The sequence below is a fragment of the Devosia sp. 1566 genome (assembly GCF_004005995.1).
Classification (GTDB): domain Bacteria; phylum Pseudomonadota; class Alphaproteobacteria; order Rhizobiales; family Devosiaceae; genus Devosia.
Genome location: NZ_CP034767.1, coordinates 2,551,085 through 2,564,253, shown reverse-complemented (window position 1 = coordinate 2,564,253; position 13,169 = coordinate 2,551,085). Strand labels below are relative to the sequence as shown.

Here is a 13,169-nt window from a genome sequence, read left to right as displayed (position 1 = left end):
CAATAGAACCCCAACTCGGTCCCGTTTTCGCCATTGAGTGATGCTAGGGACCAGCAAGTGGGCCGGGCGGCGGCGCTCCAGGGCGCCGTCTCGCTTAACAAGATGCTCACGAAACTCGGTTAAGGCTTCGTATTCGGACTACAGGTAAGCCGGGCTGGCCGGCTTGTTGAGAAGGATGGCGGGGCGTGGGCCTCGCATAAAAGCGATGACACGACAGGAAAAGAACGACACGTTCTTGCTGACCTCGTTTCTTTACGGGGGCAATGCCGACTATATCGAACAGCTGTATTCCCGCTTCAAGGCCGATCCAAACAGTGTCGACGAGACCTGGAAGAGCTTTTTCGGCAAACTCGAAGACAGTGACGCCGACGCCATAAAGAGCGCCGAGGGCCCGAGCTGGGGCCGCACCGACTGGCCGCAGAGCCCCCGTAGCGAGCTGGTCAGCGCGCTTGATGGCAACTGGGGCGAGATCGCCGTCAAGACCGAAAAGGCTGTCACCAAGAAGGCCGAAGCTGCTGGCGTTCCGGCGGCTAGCGCTGCGGATGTGGTGCAGGCGACCCAGGATTCCATTCGCGCCATCATGATGATCCGCGCTTATCGCATGCGCGGGCATCTGCATGCCGATCTGGATCCGCTCAAGCTGCAGGTGCGCGAACCCGCGCCCGAGCTCGATCCCAAGAGCTATGGCTTCACCGAGGCCGATTACAGCCGCAAGATCTTCATCGACAACTATCTGGGGCTGGAATACGCCACCATCCCCGAGATGCTGGCCATTCTGCAGCGCACCTATTGCGGCACGCTCGGCATCGAATTCATGCACATCTCCGATCCCGAGGCCAAGGCCTGGATCCAGGAGCGCATCGAAGGGCCGGACAAGGAAATCACCTTCACCCCCGAGGGCAAGAAGGCCATCCTCAACAAGCTGATCGAGGCCGAGGGCTTCGAGAAGTTCATCGATGTGAAATATACCGGCACCAAGCGCTTCGGCCTTGATGGCTCGGAAGCGCTGATCCCGGCGCTTGAGCAGATCATCAAGCGCGGCGGCGCGCTCGGCATCAAGGACATCGTGCTGGGCATGGCCCACCGCGGGCGCCTCAATGTGCTGACCCAAGTCATGGGCAAGCCGCATCGCGCGCTATTCCACGAGTTCAAGGGTGGCGCGTTCTACCCCGAGGACGTGGAAGGCTCGGGCGACGTCAAGTATCACCTGGGCGCTTCGTCGGACCGCGAGTTCGATGGCAACAAGGTGCACCTGTCGCTGACCGCCAATCCAAGCCATCTTGAGATCGTCGATCCCGTGGTGCTGGGCAAAGCCCGCGCCAAGCAGGACCAGCATATCTCGCCCGATGGCAAGCTCATCAACATCGCGACCGAGGGCAAGCCCGATCGCTCCATGGTGCTGCCGCTGCTGCTGCATGGCGATGCCGCCTTTGCCGGGCAGGGCGTGATTGCCGAATGCCTGGGGCTTTCGGGTCTCAAAGGGCACCGCACCGGCGGTTCGGTGCATTTCGTCATCAACAACCAGATCGGGTTCACCACGAGCCCGAAATTTTCGCGCTCCTCGCCCTATCCGACCGATGTCGCCAAGATGATCGAGGCGCCGGTGCTGCATGTGAACGGCGATGATCCGGAAGCGGTGGTGTTTGCCACCAAGGTCGCGATCGAGTTCCGCCAGCGCTTTGGCCGGCCGGTCGTCATCGACATGTTCTGCTATCGCCGCTTCGGTCACAACGAAGGCGATGAGCCAAGCTTCACCCAGCCGCTGATGTACACCAAGATCCGCGGGCACAAGACCACGCTCGAAATCTATGGCGAAAAGCTGATCGGGGAAGGCCTCGTCACCGCCGAGGAGATCGACGCGCTCAAGGCGGAATGGCGCAGCAAGCTCGAAGCCGAGTTCGAGGCCGGGCAGGACTATCGGCCCAACAAGGCCGACTGGCTCGATGGCGCCTGGAAGAACTTCAAGCCGGCCGAGCAGGAAGGTCCGCGTCGCGGCCATTCCGGCGTCGAAGTGGATTGCCTGCACCAGATCGGCACCGCGCTGACCAAGGTGCCGGAAGGCTTCAACGTCCACAAGACCGTCAAGCGGTTCCTCGATAACCGGCTCGCCGCGATCGAATCGGGCGAGGGGATCGACTGGGCGACTGCCGAGGCATTGGCCTTTGGCACGCTGGTGACCGAGGGTCATCCGGTGCGCCTGTCGGGTCAGGATGTGGAGCGTGGCACGTTCAGCCAGCGCCATTCCGTGCTCAACGACCAGATGGTTGACGGCAAGACCTTTACGCCGCTCAACAACCTGGCTCCCGATCAGAGCCGCTACGAAGTCATCAACTCGATGCTCTCGGAAGAAGCGGTGCTGGGCTTTGAATATGGCTATTCGCTGTCCGAGCCCCGGGCGCTGACGATCTGGGAAGCCCAGTTCGGCGACTTCGTGAACGGCGCTCAGGTGGTGATCGACCAGTTCATCTCCTCGGGCGAGCGCAAGTGGTTCCGCATGTCGGGCCTCGTGATGCTGTTGCCCCATGGCTATGAAGGGCAGGGCCCCGAGCACTCCTCGGCGCGTCCCGAGCGCTTCCTGCAGCTGTGTGCCGAAGACAATATGCAGGTCGCCAACTGCACGACGCCGGCCAACTATTTCCATGCGCTGCGCCGGCAGGTGACCCGTGACTTCCGCAAGCCGCTGATCCTGATGACCCCCAAGTCGCTGCTGCGGCATAAGCGGGCAACTTCGGGCCTGGCTGAGATGGGCGCCGACTCCTGCTTCCATCGCCTGCTTTGGGACGATGCCGAAGCGCCCGGTGCACCCAAGACCAGCATCAAGCTGGTGGCGGACGACAAGATCCGGCGCGTCGTGCTGTGCACCGGCAAGGTGTATTACGACCTCCTGGAAGAGCGCGAGAAGCGCGGCATCGATGATGTGTATTTGTTGCGCATCGAGCAGCTTTATCCGTTCCCGGCCAAGGCGCTGCTGGATGAACTGGGCCGCTTTGGTAATGCCGAGATCATCTGGTGCCAGGAAGAGCCCAAGAACATGGGGGCCTGGGCGTTCATCCAGCCCTATGTGGAATGGGTGTTCGACCAGATGGGCCGCAATGGCCAGCGGGTGCGCTATACCGGCCGCCCGGCTTCCGCCTCCACGGCCACGGGCCTGATGCGTACGCATCTGGCACAGCTGCAAGCCTTCCTCGACGAAGCTTTCGCACAATAAGGGACTGACAATGTCGACAGAAATCCGCGTGCCGACGCTCGGCGAAAGCGTTACCGAAGCCACTATCGGGCAATGGTTCAAGAAGGTGGGCGATGCGATCGCCGCCGATGAACCCGTGGTGGAACTGGAAACCGACAAGGTGACCATTGAAGTGCCGGCGCCTGCGGCCGGCGTGCTCGAAGCGATTGCAGCCCAGCCTGGCGATACCGTCGATGTGGGTGCGCTGCTGGGTGCGATCGGCGCTGCCGGTGCGACGGCAACCGCCAAGCCAGCTCCCGCCGCCAAGGCGGCCGAGGCGCCAAAGCCGGCCGCAGCGCCTGCTGCCGGTCAGGCCGATCCGGCGCTTGGTCACCAGACCAGCCGCGAAGCTCCGGCTCCGGCCGCCAGCAGCGGTTCGGCGACGGCCAGCCCTTCGGCCCAAAAGCTCATGACCGAGAACAATCTGGGCACGGGCGATCTCAACGGTTCGGGCAAGCGCGGGCAAGTGCTCAAGGAAGACGTGCTGGCGGCGGTCAGCCGTGTCGGCGCGGCTCCTGCCGCCGAAGCCAAAGCGCCAGCGGCTGCGCGGGCGCCCGTCGCGGCAGACGATGCCGCCCGCGAAGAGCGGGTCAAAATGACCCGGCTGCGCCAGACCATTGCGCGTCGCCTCAAGGATGCCCAGAACACCGCGGCCATGCTGACCACCTTCAACGAGGTGGACATGAAGCCGGTGATGGACCTGCGCGCCTCCTACAAGGAGCTGTTCGAGAAGAAGCACGGCGTCAAGCTTGGCTTCATGGGCTTCTTCACCAAGGCCGTGGTGCATGCGCTCAAGGAGATCCCCTCGATCAATGCCGAGATCGATGGCGATGAGCTGATCTACAAGCAGTACGCCCATATCGGCGTCGCCGTGGGCACCGATAAGGGCCTCGTCGTGCCGGTGGTGCGCGATGCCGACCAGATGAGCATTGCCGAGATCGAGAAGTCGATCAACGCGCTGGGCAAGAAGGCCCGCGACGGGCAGTTGTCGATGGCCGACATGCAGGGCGGCACCTTCACCATCTCCAATGGTGGCGTGTACGGCTCGCTGATGTCGACCCCGATCCTCAATGCACCGCAGTCGGGCATTCTGGGCATGCACAAGATCCAGGAGCGCCCGGTTGTCGTGGGTGGGCAGATCGTGGTGCGTCCGATGATGTATCTGGCGCTGAGCTACGATCACCGGATCGTGGATGGCAAGGAAGCGGTGACCTTCCTTGTGCGCGTCAAGGAAAGCCTGGAGGCTCCCGAGCGCCTCGTTCTCGATCTCTGATTGAGCCACAAATCACAGGCTCGCATGGAGGCCCGCTTCGGCGGGCCTTTGTTCTATGTGGTCACGTTGGCGTGGGGCGGGTGGCGGGTAACGCTTTGCTAAGCTCTAACCGGTTTCTACAGGGGCTGGGGCGTTGCAGTGTGGAGTTGAGTGTTTGAAGAAGATCCCTGTCATTGCCTTGTGCCTGTTGCTGCCCGTTTCTGCCTGGGCGCAGGAGGCCATCGAACCAGCGACTGCTGTTCCCGATCCGGCCCTTGTGGGCGAGTTGATGGCGTTCCACGGCTCGGAAGCGATCGTTACGGCGATGACGACCCATTGCTATGAAAATACCGGGCTAGACAGCGCCTATGAGACGGCGCGCGACAACTGGTATTTGCGCAATATCGGCTTTCTCGACCTTGCCGACCGGGTGATCGCGCGGCTGGGGGGCGGGGAGCCGGGTCAGCTCGAGGCGGCCGAGACCTATGGCGGCACCCAGATCATGAGCGCCTATAACAGCGCCGACGACAAACGGGCCTTTTGCCAAAGCTTTCTCGAGCGGGTGGAAAGCGGCGAGCTCGATATCGACAAGCAATTGCCCGAGCCGCTCAAGCGGGCCCAGGAAATTGCCTCGCGTTGAGGCTGGCGTGGGCAGCGGGAGTGCTGCGTTTTGCCAATTCGCTTTTGCCGCGACTCCCGCTAGTAGACGACAGTGTCCGGCGAGGCTTTTCCGCGCTCTAGCGGTGGTTAAATCTCCTGACCGACATTACATCTAGCCGCAGGCCGCCAGCGTGACTGGGGCTGAACAGCAGTTGCAGGATTTTTGGGGCTATCACCATGGCAGATATATTCGACCTCATCATCATCGGCTCGGGTCCGGGCGGCTATGTAGCGGCCATTCGGGCAGCACAGCTGGGCATGAAGGTCGGCGTGGTGGAGAAGTGGCCGACGCTGGGCGGCACCTGCCTCAATATCGGCTGCATTCCCTCCAAGGCCCTGCTGCATGCGTCCGAGCTGTTCGATGAAGCCGCGCATGGCTTTGCGCAACTGGGGATCGACATTCCTGCGCCCAAGCTCAACCTGCCGCAGATGATGAAGCACAAGACCGATACGGTGGCGAGCAATGTCGGCGGGGTGGATTATCTGTTCAAGAAGAACAAGGTCACCGTGCTGCGCGGCACCGGCTCAATCGTCGGCCAGGGCAAGGTGCGCGTAACGCCGGAAAGCGGCGAGGCCAGCGAGGTCGAGGCCAAGGCCATTGTGATCGCCACGGGTTCGGTTTCTGCCAACCTGCCGGGGATCGAGATCGACGAAAAGCGCGTGGTCACCTCGACCGGGGCGCTGACGCTCGACAAGGTGCCAGGCAAGCTGCTGGTGATCGGGGCAGGGGTGATCGGGCTGGAGCTTGGCTCGGTCTGGGCGCGCCTTGGCGCCAAGGTGACCGTGGTGGAATATCTCGACCGCATCCTGCCGGGCATGGACAGCGAAGTGGCGCGCCAGTTCCAGCGGATCCTCGCCAAGCAGGGCATTGAGTTCAAGCTGTCGAGCAAGGTTGCTGGTGTCGACAAATCAGGCGCTGCGCTGCAGGTGCGGGTGGAACCGGCGCAGGGTGGCGAGGCCGAGGTGCTGGAAGCCGATGTGGCGCTGGTGGCGATTGGGCGCAAGCCGTTCACCGAAGGGCTCGGGCTCGAAGAAGCGGGCGTGGCGCTCGATGAACGCGGGCGCGTGCGCGTCGATGCGCATTACAAGACTTCGGTCGAGGGCATCTATGCCATTGGCGATGTGATCGAAGGGCCGATGCTGGCGCACAAGGCCGAGGACGAGGGCATTGCCGTGGCCGAGATCCTGGCGGGGCAGGCGGGCCACGTCAATTACGGCGCCATCCCAGCCGTGGTTTACACCAATCCTGAAGTGGCGAGCGTCGGCAAGACCGAGGACGAGCTCAAGGCCGAGGGTATCGAATACAAGATCGGCAAATTCCCCTTCACGGCCAATGGTCGTGCCAAGGCGATGCTGGCGACCCAAGGCTTCGTCAAGATCCTGGCCGATGTGGAAACAGATCGCGTGCTGGGCGCTCATATCGTGGGCAAGAATGCCGGCGAGATGATCCACGAACTGGTGACGCTGATGGAATTCTCTGGGGCGGCGGAAGACCTCGCCCGAACCACCCATGCGCACCCGACGCTATCGGAAGCGGTACGCGAAGCGGCGTTGTCGCTGGGTGATGGCGCCATCCATATCTAGGTCCCGAGGCGGCGGGCGTCCCGCCGCATTGGACATGAGGACTAGGTTCTGTAACGTGCCGGAGCGCATCTTGCGCTTCGGAGCCCGTTCATGCTGACCCTGCTTTCTTATGTCGCGATCGCCGCGCAGGCGATGACGGCTGCGTTGACGGCTGGGCAGCGCAGCATGGATTGGTTCGGCGTTTGCGTGTTGGCCTGCGTGACGGCGCTTGGCGGCGGTACGGTGCGCGACATCGTGTTGGGACACTATCCCCTGTACTGGGTGGCCAACCCCTATGTCTTGTTGTTGGCCTGCGGAGCGGCACTCCTTACCATTGCCCTGGCGCAATTTGTCGACCGGCTGCGCTGGCCGTTCCTCTTGCTGGATGCGCTGGGTCTCGTGGTGTTCACCATCATCGGCTGCAATGTGGCGATGCAATCGGGCAGCCATCCCATCATCGTGCTGGTTTCGGGCATGGTGACCGGCATCGTCGGCGGCGTCCTGCGGGACGTGTTGTGCAACGACGTTCCGCTGGTCTTCCGCAGTGAGCTTTATGCGACCGTGTCTTTGGCGACAGCTGCGGTATATTACCTGGGGCTCAAGGCAGGCCTGAACGCGGAACTGGTCAGTGTCGCGGCGGCTTCCTTCGGCTTTGCGTTTCGCGTTGCCGCGCTGATTTGGCACTGGAACATGCCCAAGTTTGTCTATGATAAAGATTTGCGCTGACGCATAGGGACTTCCGTCCCTAACCCCCTTATGGCATTGAGCTACCATACAAGTGGGAGTGTGGAATGCGACAAACTTGGCGGTGGTTCGGTCCCCAGGATCTGACCAGCATTGACGATATCACCCAGGCTGGCGCGCAAGGTGTCGTCAGCGCGCTGCATCACGTACCCAATGGGGTGGTGTGGACGCCCGAGGAGATCCGCAAGCGGCAACAGGAAATCGGCACCCGCAAGGATGGCACGCCTTCGGGTCTCACCTGGGACGTGGTGGAAAGCCTGCCGGTTTCCGAGGACATCAAGAAACAGAAGAACGACTGGCGCGAGCATATCGCCAATTACAAGATTTCGCTCCGGCACCTGGCGGAAAGCGGCATCGAGGTGGTGTGCTACAATTTCATGCCGGTGCTGGATTGGACGCGGACCGATCTGCGCTTCACCGTCGCCAATGGCGCTTCCTGCATGCGCTTTGATATCAATGATTTTGCGGCCTTCGACATTCATATTCTCGAGCGGCCGGGCGCTGGCGCCGACTACAGCAATGCCATTGCCGATGAGGCCGGGCGGCGCTTTGCCGAGCTGGACGAAGATGGCAAGAAGCAGCTGGCGCGCAATGTGACCATGGGGCTGCCGGGCTCAACGGAGTCGATGACGCTCGACGATGTGCGCGCCCACCTGGCGGAATATGGCCAGATCAGCGCAGAACAGTTGCGGGCCCACTTCATCGACTTCCTCGAGGAAGTGGTGCCGACGGCCGAGGAGTGGGGCGTGCGGCTCTGCTGCCATCCCGACGATCCCCCGTTCGCGCTGCTGGGTTTGCCGCGGGTGATGTCGACCGAAGCGGATTACACCACCATTCTGCAGGCGGTGGACAGCCACGCCAATGGCATGACGCTGTGCTCGGGTTCGCTGGGGGCACGGCCGGACAACGACCTGCCGGGCATGATGGAGCGGCTGGGAAGCCGGGTGCACTTCCTGCATCTGCGCAACGTCAAGCGGGACACCGACGACGTCATGGGCTCGTTTTTCGAGAGCGAGCATCTGGGTGGGGATGTGGACATGGTGGCCCTCATCGCGGCCATTGTGCGCGAGGAAAACCGGCGGCGCATTGCCGGGCGGAGCGACCACACCATTCCCATGCGCCCCGATCATGGGCAGGACATTCTCGATGACCTCAACCGGCGGGCGCAGCCGGGTTACCCGACGATTGGCCGCATGAAGGGGTTGGCGGAACTGCGCGGGGTGATGACCGCGTTCGAGCATCGGGAACTGGGACTAGCGGCGCGCTAGTCTTCCAGCAGATAGGCGCCGGCGCGGGTGGGCAGGATGGTGGAGCCCACGATCTTGGCGATACCCGCGCCGCGCCGGACATATTTGGCCGAAACGCGCGAGAGCACGATGCCGCTCGTTCCGGCCAGGATCGGGCGGCGGGCCATGAAGGCCTCCGGGCCATCCATGGCGATGAGATCGGCCACGGGCTGGCCGGCCTCGACATGGTCACCCAGCTCGACTCGGTAGGCGAGGAGCCCGGGCGCATCGACGCGCAGCACCTCGGTGGCTTCAAAGGGCGTGGGGCCAGGAGCGGGGACGGGTGCTGCCGCGGGCGCTGCGTCGATCAAGCCGCGGCCAGCAAAAAAATTGAACAGCGCCAGAGCGTCCTGGCGGCCGAAATGGTCGAAGCTGTCGGCGCGGCCGCGATATTCAAGGGTTGCGGCCTCGGCGGCCACCGGAACGGGGTGGTCGGGATTTGCCGCCGCCGCCTTGCGGTAGAGCGAGGGGAAGACCTCATCAAAGGAGCCACCGCCACTGTCCTCGGCCGTAAGGGTCGCGGCAACGCCCATCCAGTCGGCGAGGTCCTGCAAGCCCGGCATCAGTTCGGGCGAAGTGAAGATGTGCTTGAGGCTGTCGTCGTCGCAATGCAGGTCGAGCACCAGATCGGCCGCCGCGGCGGAGCGCAGCACCTGGAGGCGCAGTTGTTGGGCGGCAGAGCTGGGGACCTGCTCGTCGATCCAAGCAATAACCGCTGAGCGGATGGCGGCGATATTGGCGGTGGGGTCGTCGCTCAGCCGGCCGGCGAGGGCATGGGCGACCAGCGGGTAGAGATCGGGCCAGCGGCGGTTGTAGTTGACCCCGGTTTCGGTGTCGTAGCGCCCGATATGGTGGCGCAGCGACCGGTTGGCGAGCCCGAGCGGGTTGACCGAGGGAAAAATGGTGAAGCGGGCACGCAGGGCGCTATCGGCATCGGCGTCGCGCAGCATGGGCAAAAGGTGATGCAGCGCCATGGTGCCGGGCTGTTCATCGGCATGGAGGGCGGCCTGCAGGTGCACGGCGCGCGGCGCGTCGGCGGGGCCGGCCGTGTACCAGAAGAGCTCGGTGCTGGTGCCCGGGATGTCGCCGGAAAGGGTGGTGCGATGGAGCTCGAAGGTCATGGGGTCAGCGCATCCATTTGGGGGCAAAGCGCAGCTTGGGCTGGTTGGGCATGTGCCGCATCAGCCGACGGTAAACGAGGTCGAACACGAAAAAGACCATGAGAGAGACCGCGAGGAAGTACAGCGCCGCCACCGAGAAGTGGAGGAAGACGTTGTAGTCGCGCTCGAACAGCTCCTTGGCGGTGATCATCAGGTCTTTTTGCTGGCCGATCACCGGCAGCGCAAAATACACGATGGCCGTGGCGTGAAAGAGGAAGACGACCTCGTTGGTATAGGCCGGCCAGGCCAGGCGGATGAGGCTGGGCCAGACGACGGAGCGAAACTGTTGCCAGCGGCTCATGCCAAAAGCGCGGGCGGCCTCAACCGCGCCGCGCGGCACGGCGCGCAGGGCACCATAGAAGATTTCGGCCGTATACGCGGCGGTGTTGAGGGTCAGCACCACCGGGCCGATGAAGAGGGGGTGGAGCACCAGCCAGGAAATGCCCCATGGCTTCCACACGCTGATATTGAGCGACAGCGCCAGCGAATAGAACATGAAGAACTGGATAAAGAGCGGGGAGCCGCGGAAGGCGTAGATATAGCCGCGGCAAAGGCGGGACAGCAGCGCATTGCGCGAGTTCTTCCCCAGCGCCAGCAGGATCGCCATGCCAAAGCCGATGGGGATGGAGGCGGCGGCAAAATAGATGTTGAACCAGACGGCCGGCAGGAACAGCGCCAGTTCAGCGAAAAAGCGCTCCATCAGCTGTGACCTTCGCTGATGATGCCGCGGCCGACGCGCCGGGTAATGGCGGCAAAGGCCTTTTCGGACAGGAAGGTCACGAGGATATAGAAGACGAAGAGAACGAGGTAATAGCGCCATCGCCAATCGTCATGCACCAGCCCGACGGTGGGCAGGAAATTGGGGGCGCCGAGCCGATCCGCCCACAGGACGATGTCGGCGATCTGTAGCAAGGACAGCAGGGATGTCGCCTTGATGATCAGCATCCAGACATTGGAAAGGCCGGGCAGGGCATAAACCCACATCTGGCGGATCTGGAAGCGCCAGAGTACCTGGCGGGCCGAAAAGCCGAAGGCCTCAGCGGCTTCGAGCTGGCCCTTGGGCACAGAGCGCAGGGCGCCGTGGATCACCGTGCTGGCGAATGCGCCGTAAACAAGCCCGAGTGAGACGGAAGCGAGGACGAGATATTCGGGCGTCCCCAGGAGCCAGTTGGCCGCAGGGCAGGGCGGCCAGGCTGCGGCCTGGGCGGCAATGGCTTCGGGCGAACAGGCGCGAGTGGACCAGAGCCATTCCACGCCCTGCTCGAAGGCGAGCGGGAAGAACAGGAAGAACAGCACATCGGGAACGCCGCGCACGATGTTGGCGTAAAAACCACCGACAAGCCGCAGTGGCAGGAAGCGCGAATTGCGGAATGTGGCCCCGAGCAATCCAAAGATCACGGCGAGAGTGCCGCCGGCCAGGGCGGCAAAGATCGTGAACTGGAAGCTCGCATACCAGGTGAGGTGCTTGCCATTGGTCAGATAGGCCAGCCAGAAGGCGATGTCTTCGCTCATAGATAAGGGCTGACCGGGCAAGAGGAGGAGACTTGGCGAGAGGCCGGGGCAGGGTGCCTGCCCCGGAGCAATGGTTTATTGGGCGAAGTAGGGACCGCGGCCTTCGAACCATTTGGCGATCAGCTCGTCAACGGTGCCGTCGGCCTTGAGAGCCGCAAGGGCGCCATCAAGCGTTGCCTTGAGTTCGGTATCTTCCTTGCGGATGCCACCGCCGATGCCCTCGCCGATGAGGACATCTTCGCCAACGAACTCGATCCCGCCGCCCGAGGCATTCACGACTGGCTCGAGATAGGCGCCATCGGCAAAGATGACGTCGAGATTGCCACCAGCCAAATCGGCCATCGCCTGATCGGCGGTGGTGAAGGACAGGATGGTATTGCCTTCAGCCATGTTCTGCTCGGCGTAAGCGGCCTGGATGGTGCCGCCCTGAACGCCGATGCGCACGCCGCTGAGGTTGGCGAAATCCAGATCAGCGCCGGCAGGGGCAGCGAAGCGCGACGGATCGGGCGGGAAGTAGTTGTCGGTGAAGCCGATCGACTCTCGGCGCTCATCGGTGATCGACATGCCCGCCATGATCAGGTCGTAGTTACCGGCAAGCAGGTTGGGGATGATGGAGTCCCAATCATTGATAACCCATTCGCAGGTGAGGCCCGCCTGTTCGCAGATGGCGTTGCCCAACTCGATCTCATAGCCAGCAGGAGCGCCGGAGTCATCGAGGTAGTTCCAAGGGGCATAAGCACCCTCGGTGGCGATGCGCAGGGTTTCCTGGGCTTGAACGGCTCCGGACAGCGACAGGGTCGCGAGCGCCGCCAGCAGTAATTTTTTCATTGTCGTCTCCGTTTTCGCTGATGTGCTGCCTAGCTGTGCTGGGCAGCGTTGAAGAATTGCCTGAGCCGAGCGGACTTGGTGAAGTTGAAGACCTCCTCGGGCGTGCCTTCTTCCTCGATGCAGCCCTGATGCAGGAAGATAACGCGGTCCGAGACCGAGCGGGCAAATTCCATGTCATGGGTCACAAGGATCATGGTGCGGCCTTCATCAGCCAAGACCTTGATGACGCGCAGAACCTCTACCTGCAATTCAGGGTCGAGTGCCGAGGTCGGTTCATCAAACAACATGACACGCGGATTGATGCAGAGGGCGCGGGCGATGGCGGCGCGCTGCTGCTGGCCGCCCGAAAGCTGGGCCGGGTAGCTCATGGCCTTGTCGGCGATGCCTACTTTATCCAGCATGGCGAGAGCTTCACGCTCCACTTCGGCGCGGCCTCGTTTTTGCACCACGAGCGGCGCTTCCATGACGTTCTGGAGGATCGTCATATGCGCCCAGAGATTGAAGGACTGGAACACCATGCCGAGCTCCGAGCGGATGCGGCGGATCTGCTCTTCATTGGCGATGCGGCGATGCGAGCCCTCGCCGCGCAGGGCAATGGGTTCGCCGTCGATGCAAACAGTGCCGCGCTCGGGCACTTCGAGCATGTTGATGCAGCGCAGCAGCGTCGACTTGCCCGAACCAGACGAGCCGATCAGCGAGATGACCTCGCCTTCATAAGCGGCAAAGGAAATGCCCTTGAGCACTTCTAGTGCGCCGAAGGATTTATGCAGGTCCTGGAGTTGCACCACCGGGGATCGAGCCCCAGCGGGCTGAGTTTGCGTCATACTTACCTTGGTCCGTGGCGGCCGGCAGCCGCTCTGGTCATGTGCTCGTTTTTGAGGCTCGCTCCTCAATTCGCAATCAAGAAATGCAAATCTACGGCAATAAGCAAGGGAAAA

Annotated in this window: 11 protein-coding genes; 6 read left to right on the top strand and 5 right to left on the bottom strand. The window is 62.7% G+C overall.

The annotated features are described in order from the left end of the window. The first annotated feature begins 205 nt into the window (after positions 1-205). The 6 genes from ELX51_RS12380 (at position 206) to uxuA (ending at position 8,713) form a co-directional block, all read left to right on the top strand. A complete protein-coding gene (locus ELX51_RS12380; protein ID WP_127753810.1) occupies positions 206-3,208 on the top strand; it encodes a 2-oxoglutarate dehydrogenase E1 component in 3,003 nt (1,000 codons plus the stop codon). 10 nt (positions 3,209-3,218) lie between these two features. Then, positions 3,219-4,499 carry a 2-oxoglutarate dehydrogenase complex dihydrolipoyllysine-residue succinyltransferase gene (gene odhB, locus ELX51_RS12375; RefSeq protein WP_127753809.1) on the top strand — a complete coding sequence of 427 codons (1,281 nt, stop codon included), beginning with the start codon at positions 3,219-3,221 and terminating at the stop codon, positions 4,497-4,499. A gap of 154 nt (positions 4,500-4,653) precedes the next feature. Further along, entirely contained in the window at positions 4,654-5,118 is a 465-nt protein-coding gene (locus ELX51_RS12370) for a hypothetical protein (RefSeq protein ID WP_127753808.1), read from the top strand. Positions 5,119-5,315: 197 nt separating this feature from the next. Further along, complete coding sequence (gene lpdA, locus ELX51_RS12365) at positions 5,316-6,722, top strand: dihydrolipoyl dehydrogenase (RefSeq protein WP_127753807.1); 1,407 nt, start codon at positions 5,316-5,318, stop codon at positions 6,720-6,722. A gap of 90 nt (positions 6,723-6,812) precedes the next feature. Beyond that, entirely contained in the window at positions 6,813-7,427 is a 615-nt protein-coding gene (locus ELX51_RS12360; protein ID WP_127753806.1) for a trimeric intracellular cation channel family protein, read from the top strand. A 65-nt stretch (positions 7,428-7,492) separates the two neighbouring features. Continuing rightward, complete coding sequence (uxuA, locus tag ELX51_RS12355) at positions 7,493-8,713, top strand: mannonate dehydratase (RefSeq protein ID WP_127753805.1); 1,221 nt, start codon at positions 7,493-7,495, stop codon at positions 8,711-8,713. On the opposite strand, the gene ELX51_RS12350 is transcribed toward uxuA, so the two are convergent. The 5 genes from ELX51_RS12350 to ELX51_RS12330 all read right to left on the bottom strand — a co-directional run bounded on the left by ELX51_RS12350 (position 8,710) and on the right by ELX51_RS12330 (position 13,055). Next, positions 8,710-9,852 carry a succinylglutamate desuccinylase/aspartoacylase family protein gene (locus ELX51_RS12350; protein ID WP_127753804.1) on the bottom strand — a complete coding sequence of 381 codons (1,143 nt, stop codon included), beginning with the start codon at positions 9,850-9,852 and terminating at the stop codon, positions 8,710-8,712. The two genes, uxuA and ELX51_RS12350, sit on opposite strands and share 4 nt — an antisense overlap. A 4-nt stretch (positions 9,853-9,856) precedes the next feature. Then, complete coding sequence (locus ELX51_RS12345) at positions 9,857-10,591, bottom strand: ABC transporter permease subunit (protein WP_127753803.1); 735 nt, start codon at positions 10,589-10,591, stop codon at positions 9,857-9,859. Then, complete coding sequence (locus tag ELX51_RS12340) at positions 10,591-11,403, bottom strand: ABC transporter permease subunit (RefSeq protein ID WP_127753802.1); 813 nt, start codon at positions 11,401-11,403, stop codon at positions 10,591-10,593. The genes ELX51_RS12345 and ELX51_RS12340 overlap by 1 nt, the downstream gene beginning before the upstream one ends. Before the next feature lie 75 nt (positions 11,404-11,478). Beyond that, positions 11,479-12,231, bottom strand: a complete 753-nt coding sequence (locus ELX51_RS12335) for a transporter substrate-binding domain-containing protein (RefSeq protein ID WP_127753801.1) — start codon at positions 12,229-12,231, stop codon at positions 11,479-11,481. 29 nt (positions 12,232-12,260) lie between these two features. Further along, positions 12,261-13,055 carry an amino acid ABC transporter ATP-binding protein gene (locus ELX51_RS12330; protein ID WP_127753800.1) on the bottom strand — a complete coding sequence of 265 codons (795 nt, stop codon included), beginning with the start codon at positions 13,053-13,055 and terminating at the stop codon, positions 12,261-12,263. Positions 13,056-13,169 lie beyond the last annotated feature (114 nt).

What these genes read in the sequence shown, in the direction of transcription:
- ELX51_RS12380 (WP_127753810.1), top strand. Translation starts at nt 206, where the DNA reads ATGACACGACAGGAAAAGAACGACACGTTCTTGCTGACCTCGTTTCTT.
- odhB (WP_127753809.1), top strand. Translation starts at nt 3,219, where the DNA reads ATGTCGACAGAAATCCGCGTGCCGACGCTCGGCGAAAGCGTTACCGAA.
- lpdA (WP_127753807.1), top strand. Translation starts at nt 5,316, where the DNA reads ATGGCAGATATATTCGACCTCATCATCATCGGCTCGGGTCCGGGCGGC.
- ELX51_RS12360 (WP_127753806.1), top strand. Translation starts at nt 6,813, where the DNA reads ATGCTGACCCTGCTTTCTTATGTCGCGATCGCCGCGCAGGCGATGACG.
- uxuA (WP_127753805.1), top strand. Translation starts at nt 7,493, where the DNA reads ATGCGACAAACTTGGCGGTGGTTCGGTCCCCAGGATCTGACCAGCATT.
- ELX51_RS12350 (WP_127753804.1), bottom strand. Translation starts at nt 9,852, where the DNA reads ATGACCTTCGAGCTCCATCGCACCACCCTTTCCGGCGACATCCCGGGC.
- ELX51_RS12345 (WP_127753803.1), bottom strand. Translation starts at nt 10,591, where the DNA reads ATGGAGCGCTTTTTCGCTGAACTGGCGCTGTTCCTGCCGGCCGTCTGG.
- ELX51_RS12340 (WP_127753802.1), bottom strand. Translation starts at nt 11,403, where the DNA reads ATGAGCGAAGACATCGCCTTCTGGCTGGCCTATCTGACCAATGGCAAG.
- ELX51_RS12335 (WP_127753801.1), bottom strand. Translation starts at nt 12,231, where the DNA reads ATGAAAAAATTACTGCTGGCGGCGCTCGCGACCCTGTCGCTGTCCGGA.
- ELX51_RS12330 (WP_127753800.1), bottom strand. Translation starts at nt 13,055, where the DNA reads ATGACGCAAACTCAGCCCGCTGGGGCTCGATCCCCGGTGGTGCAACTC.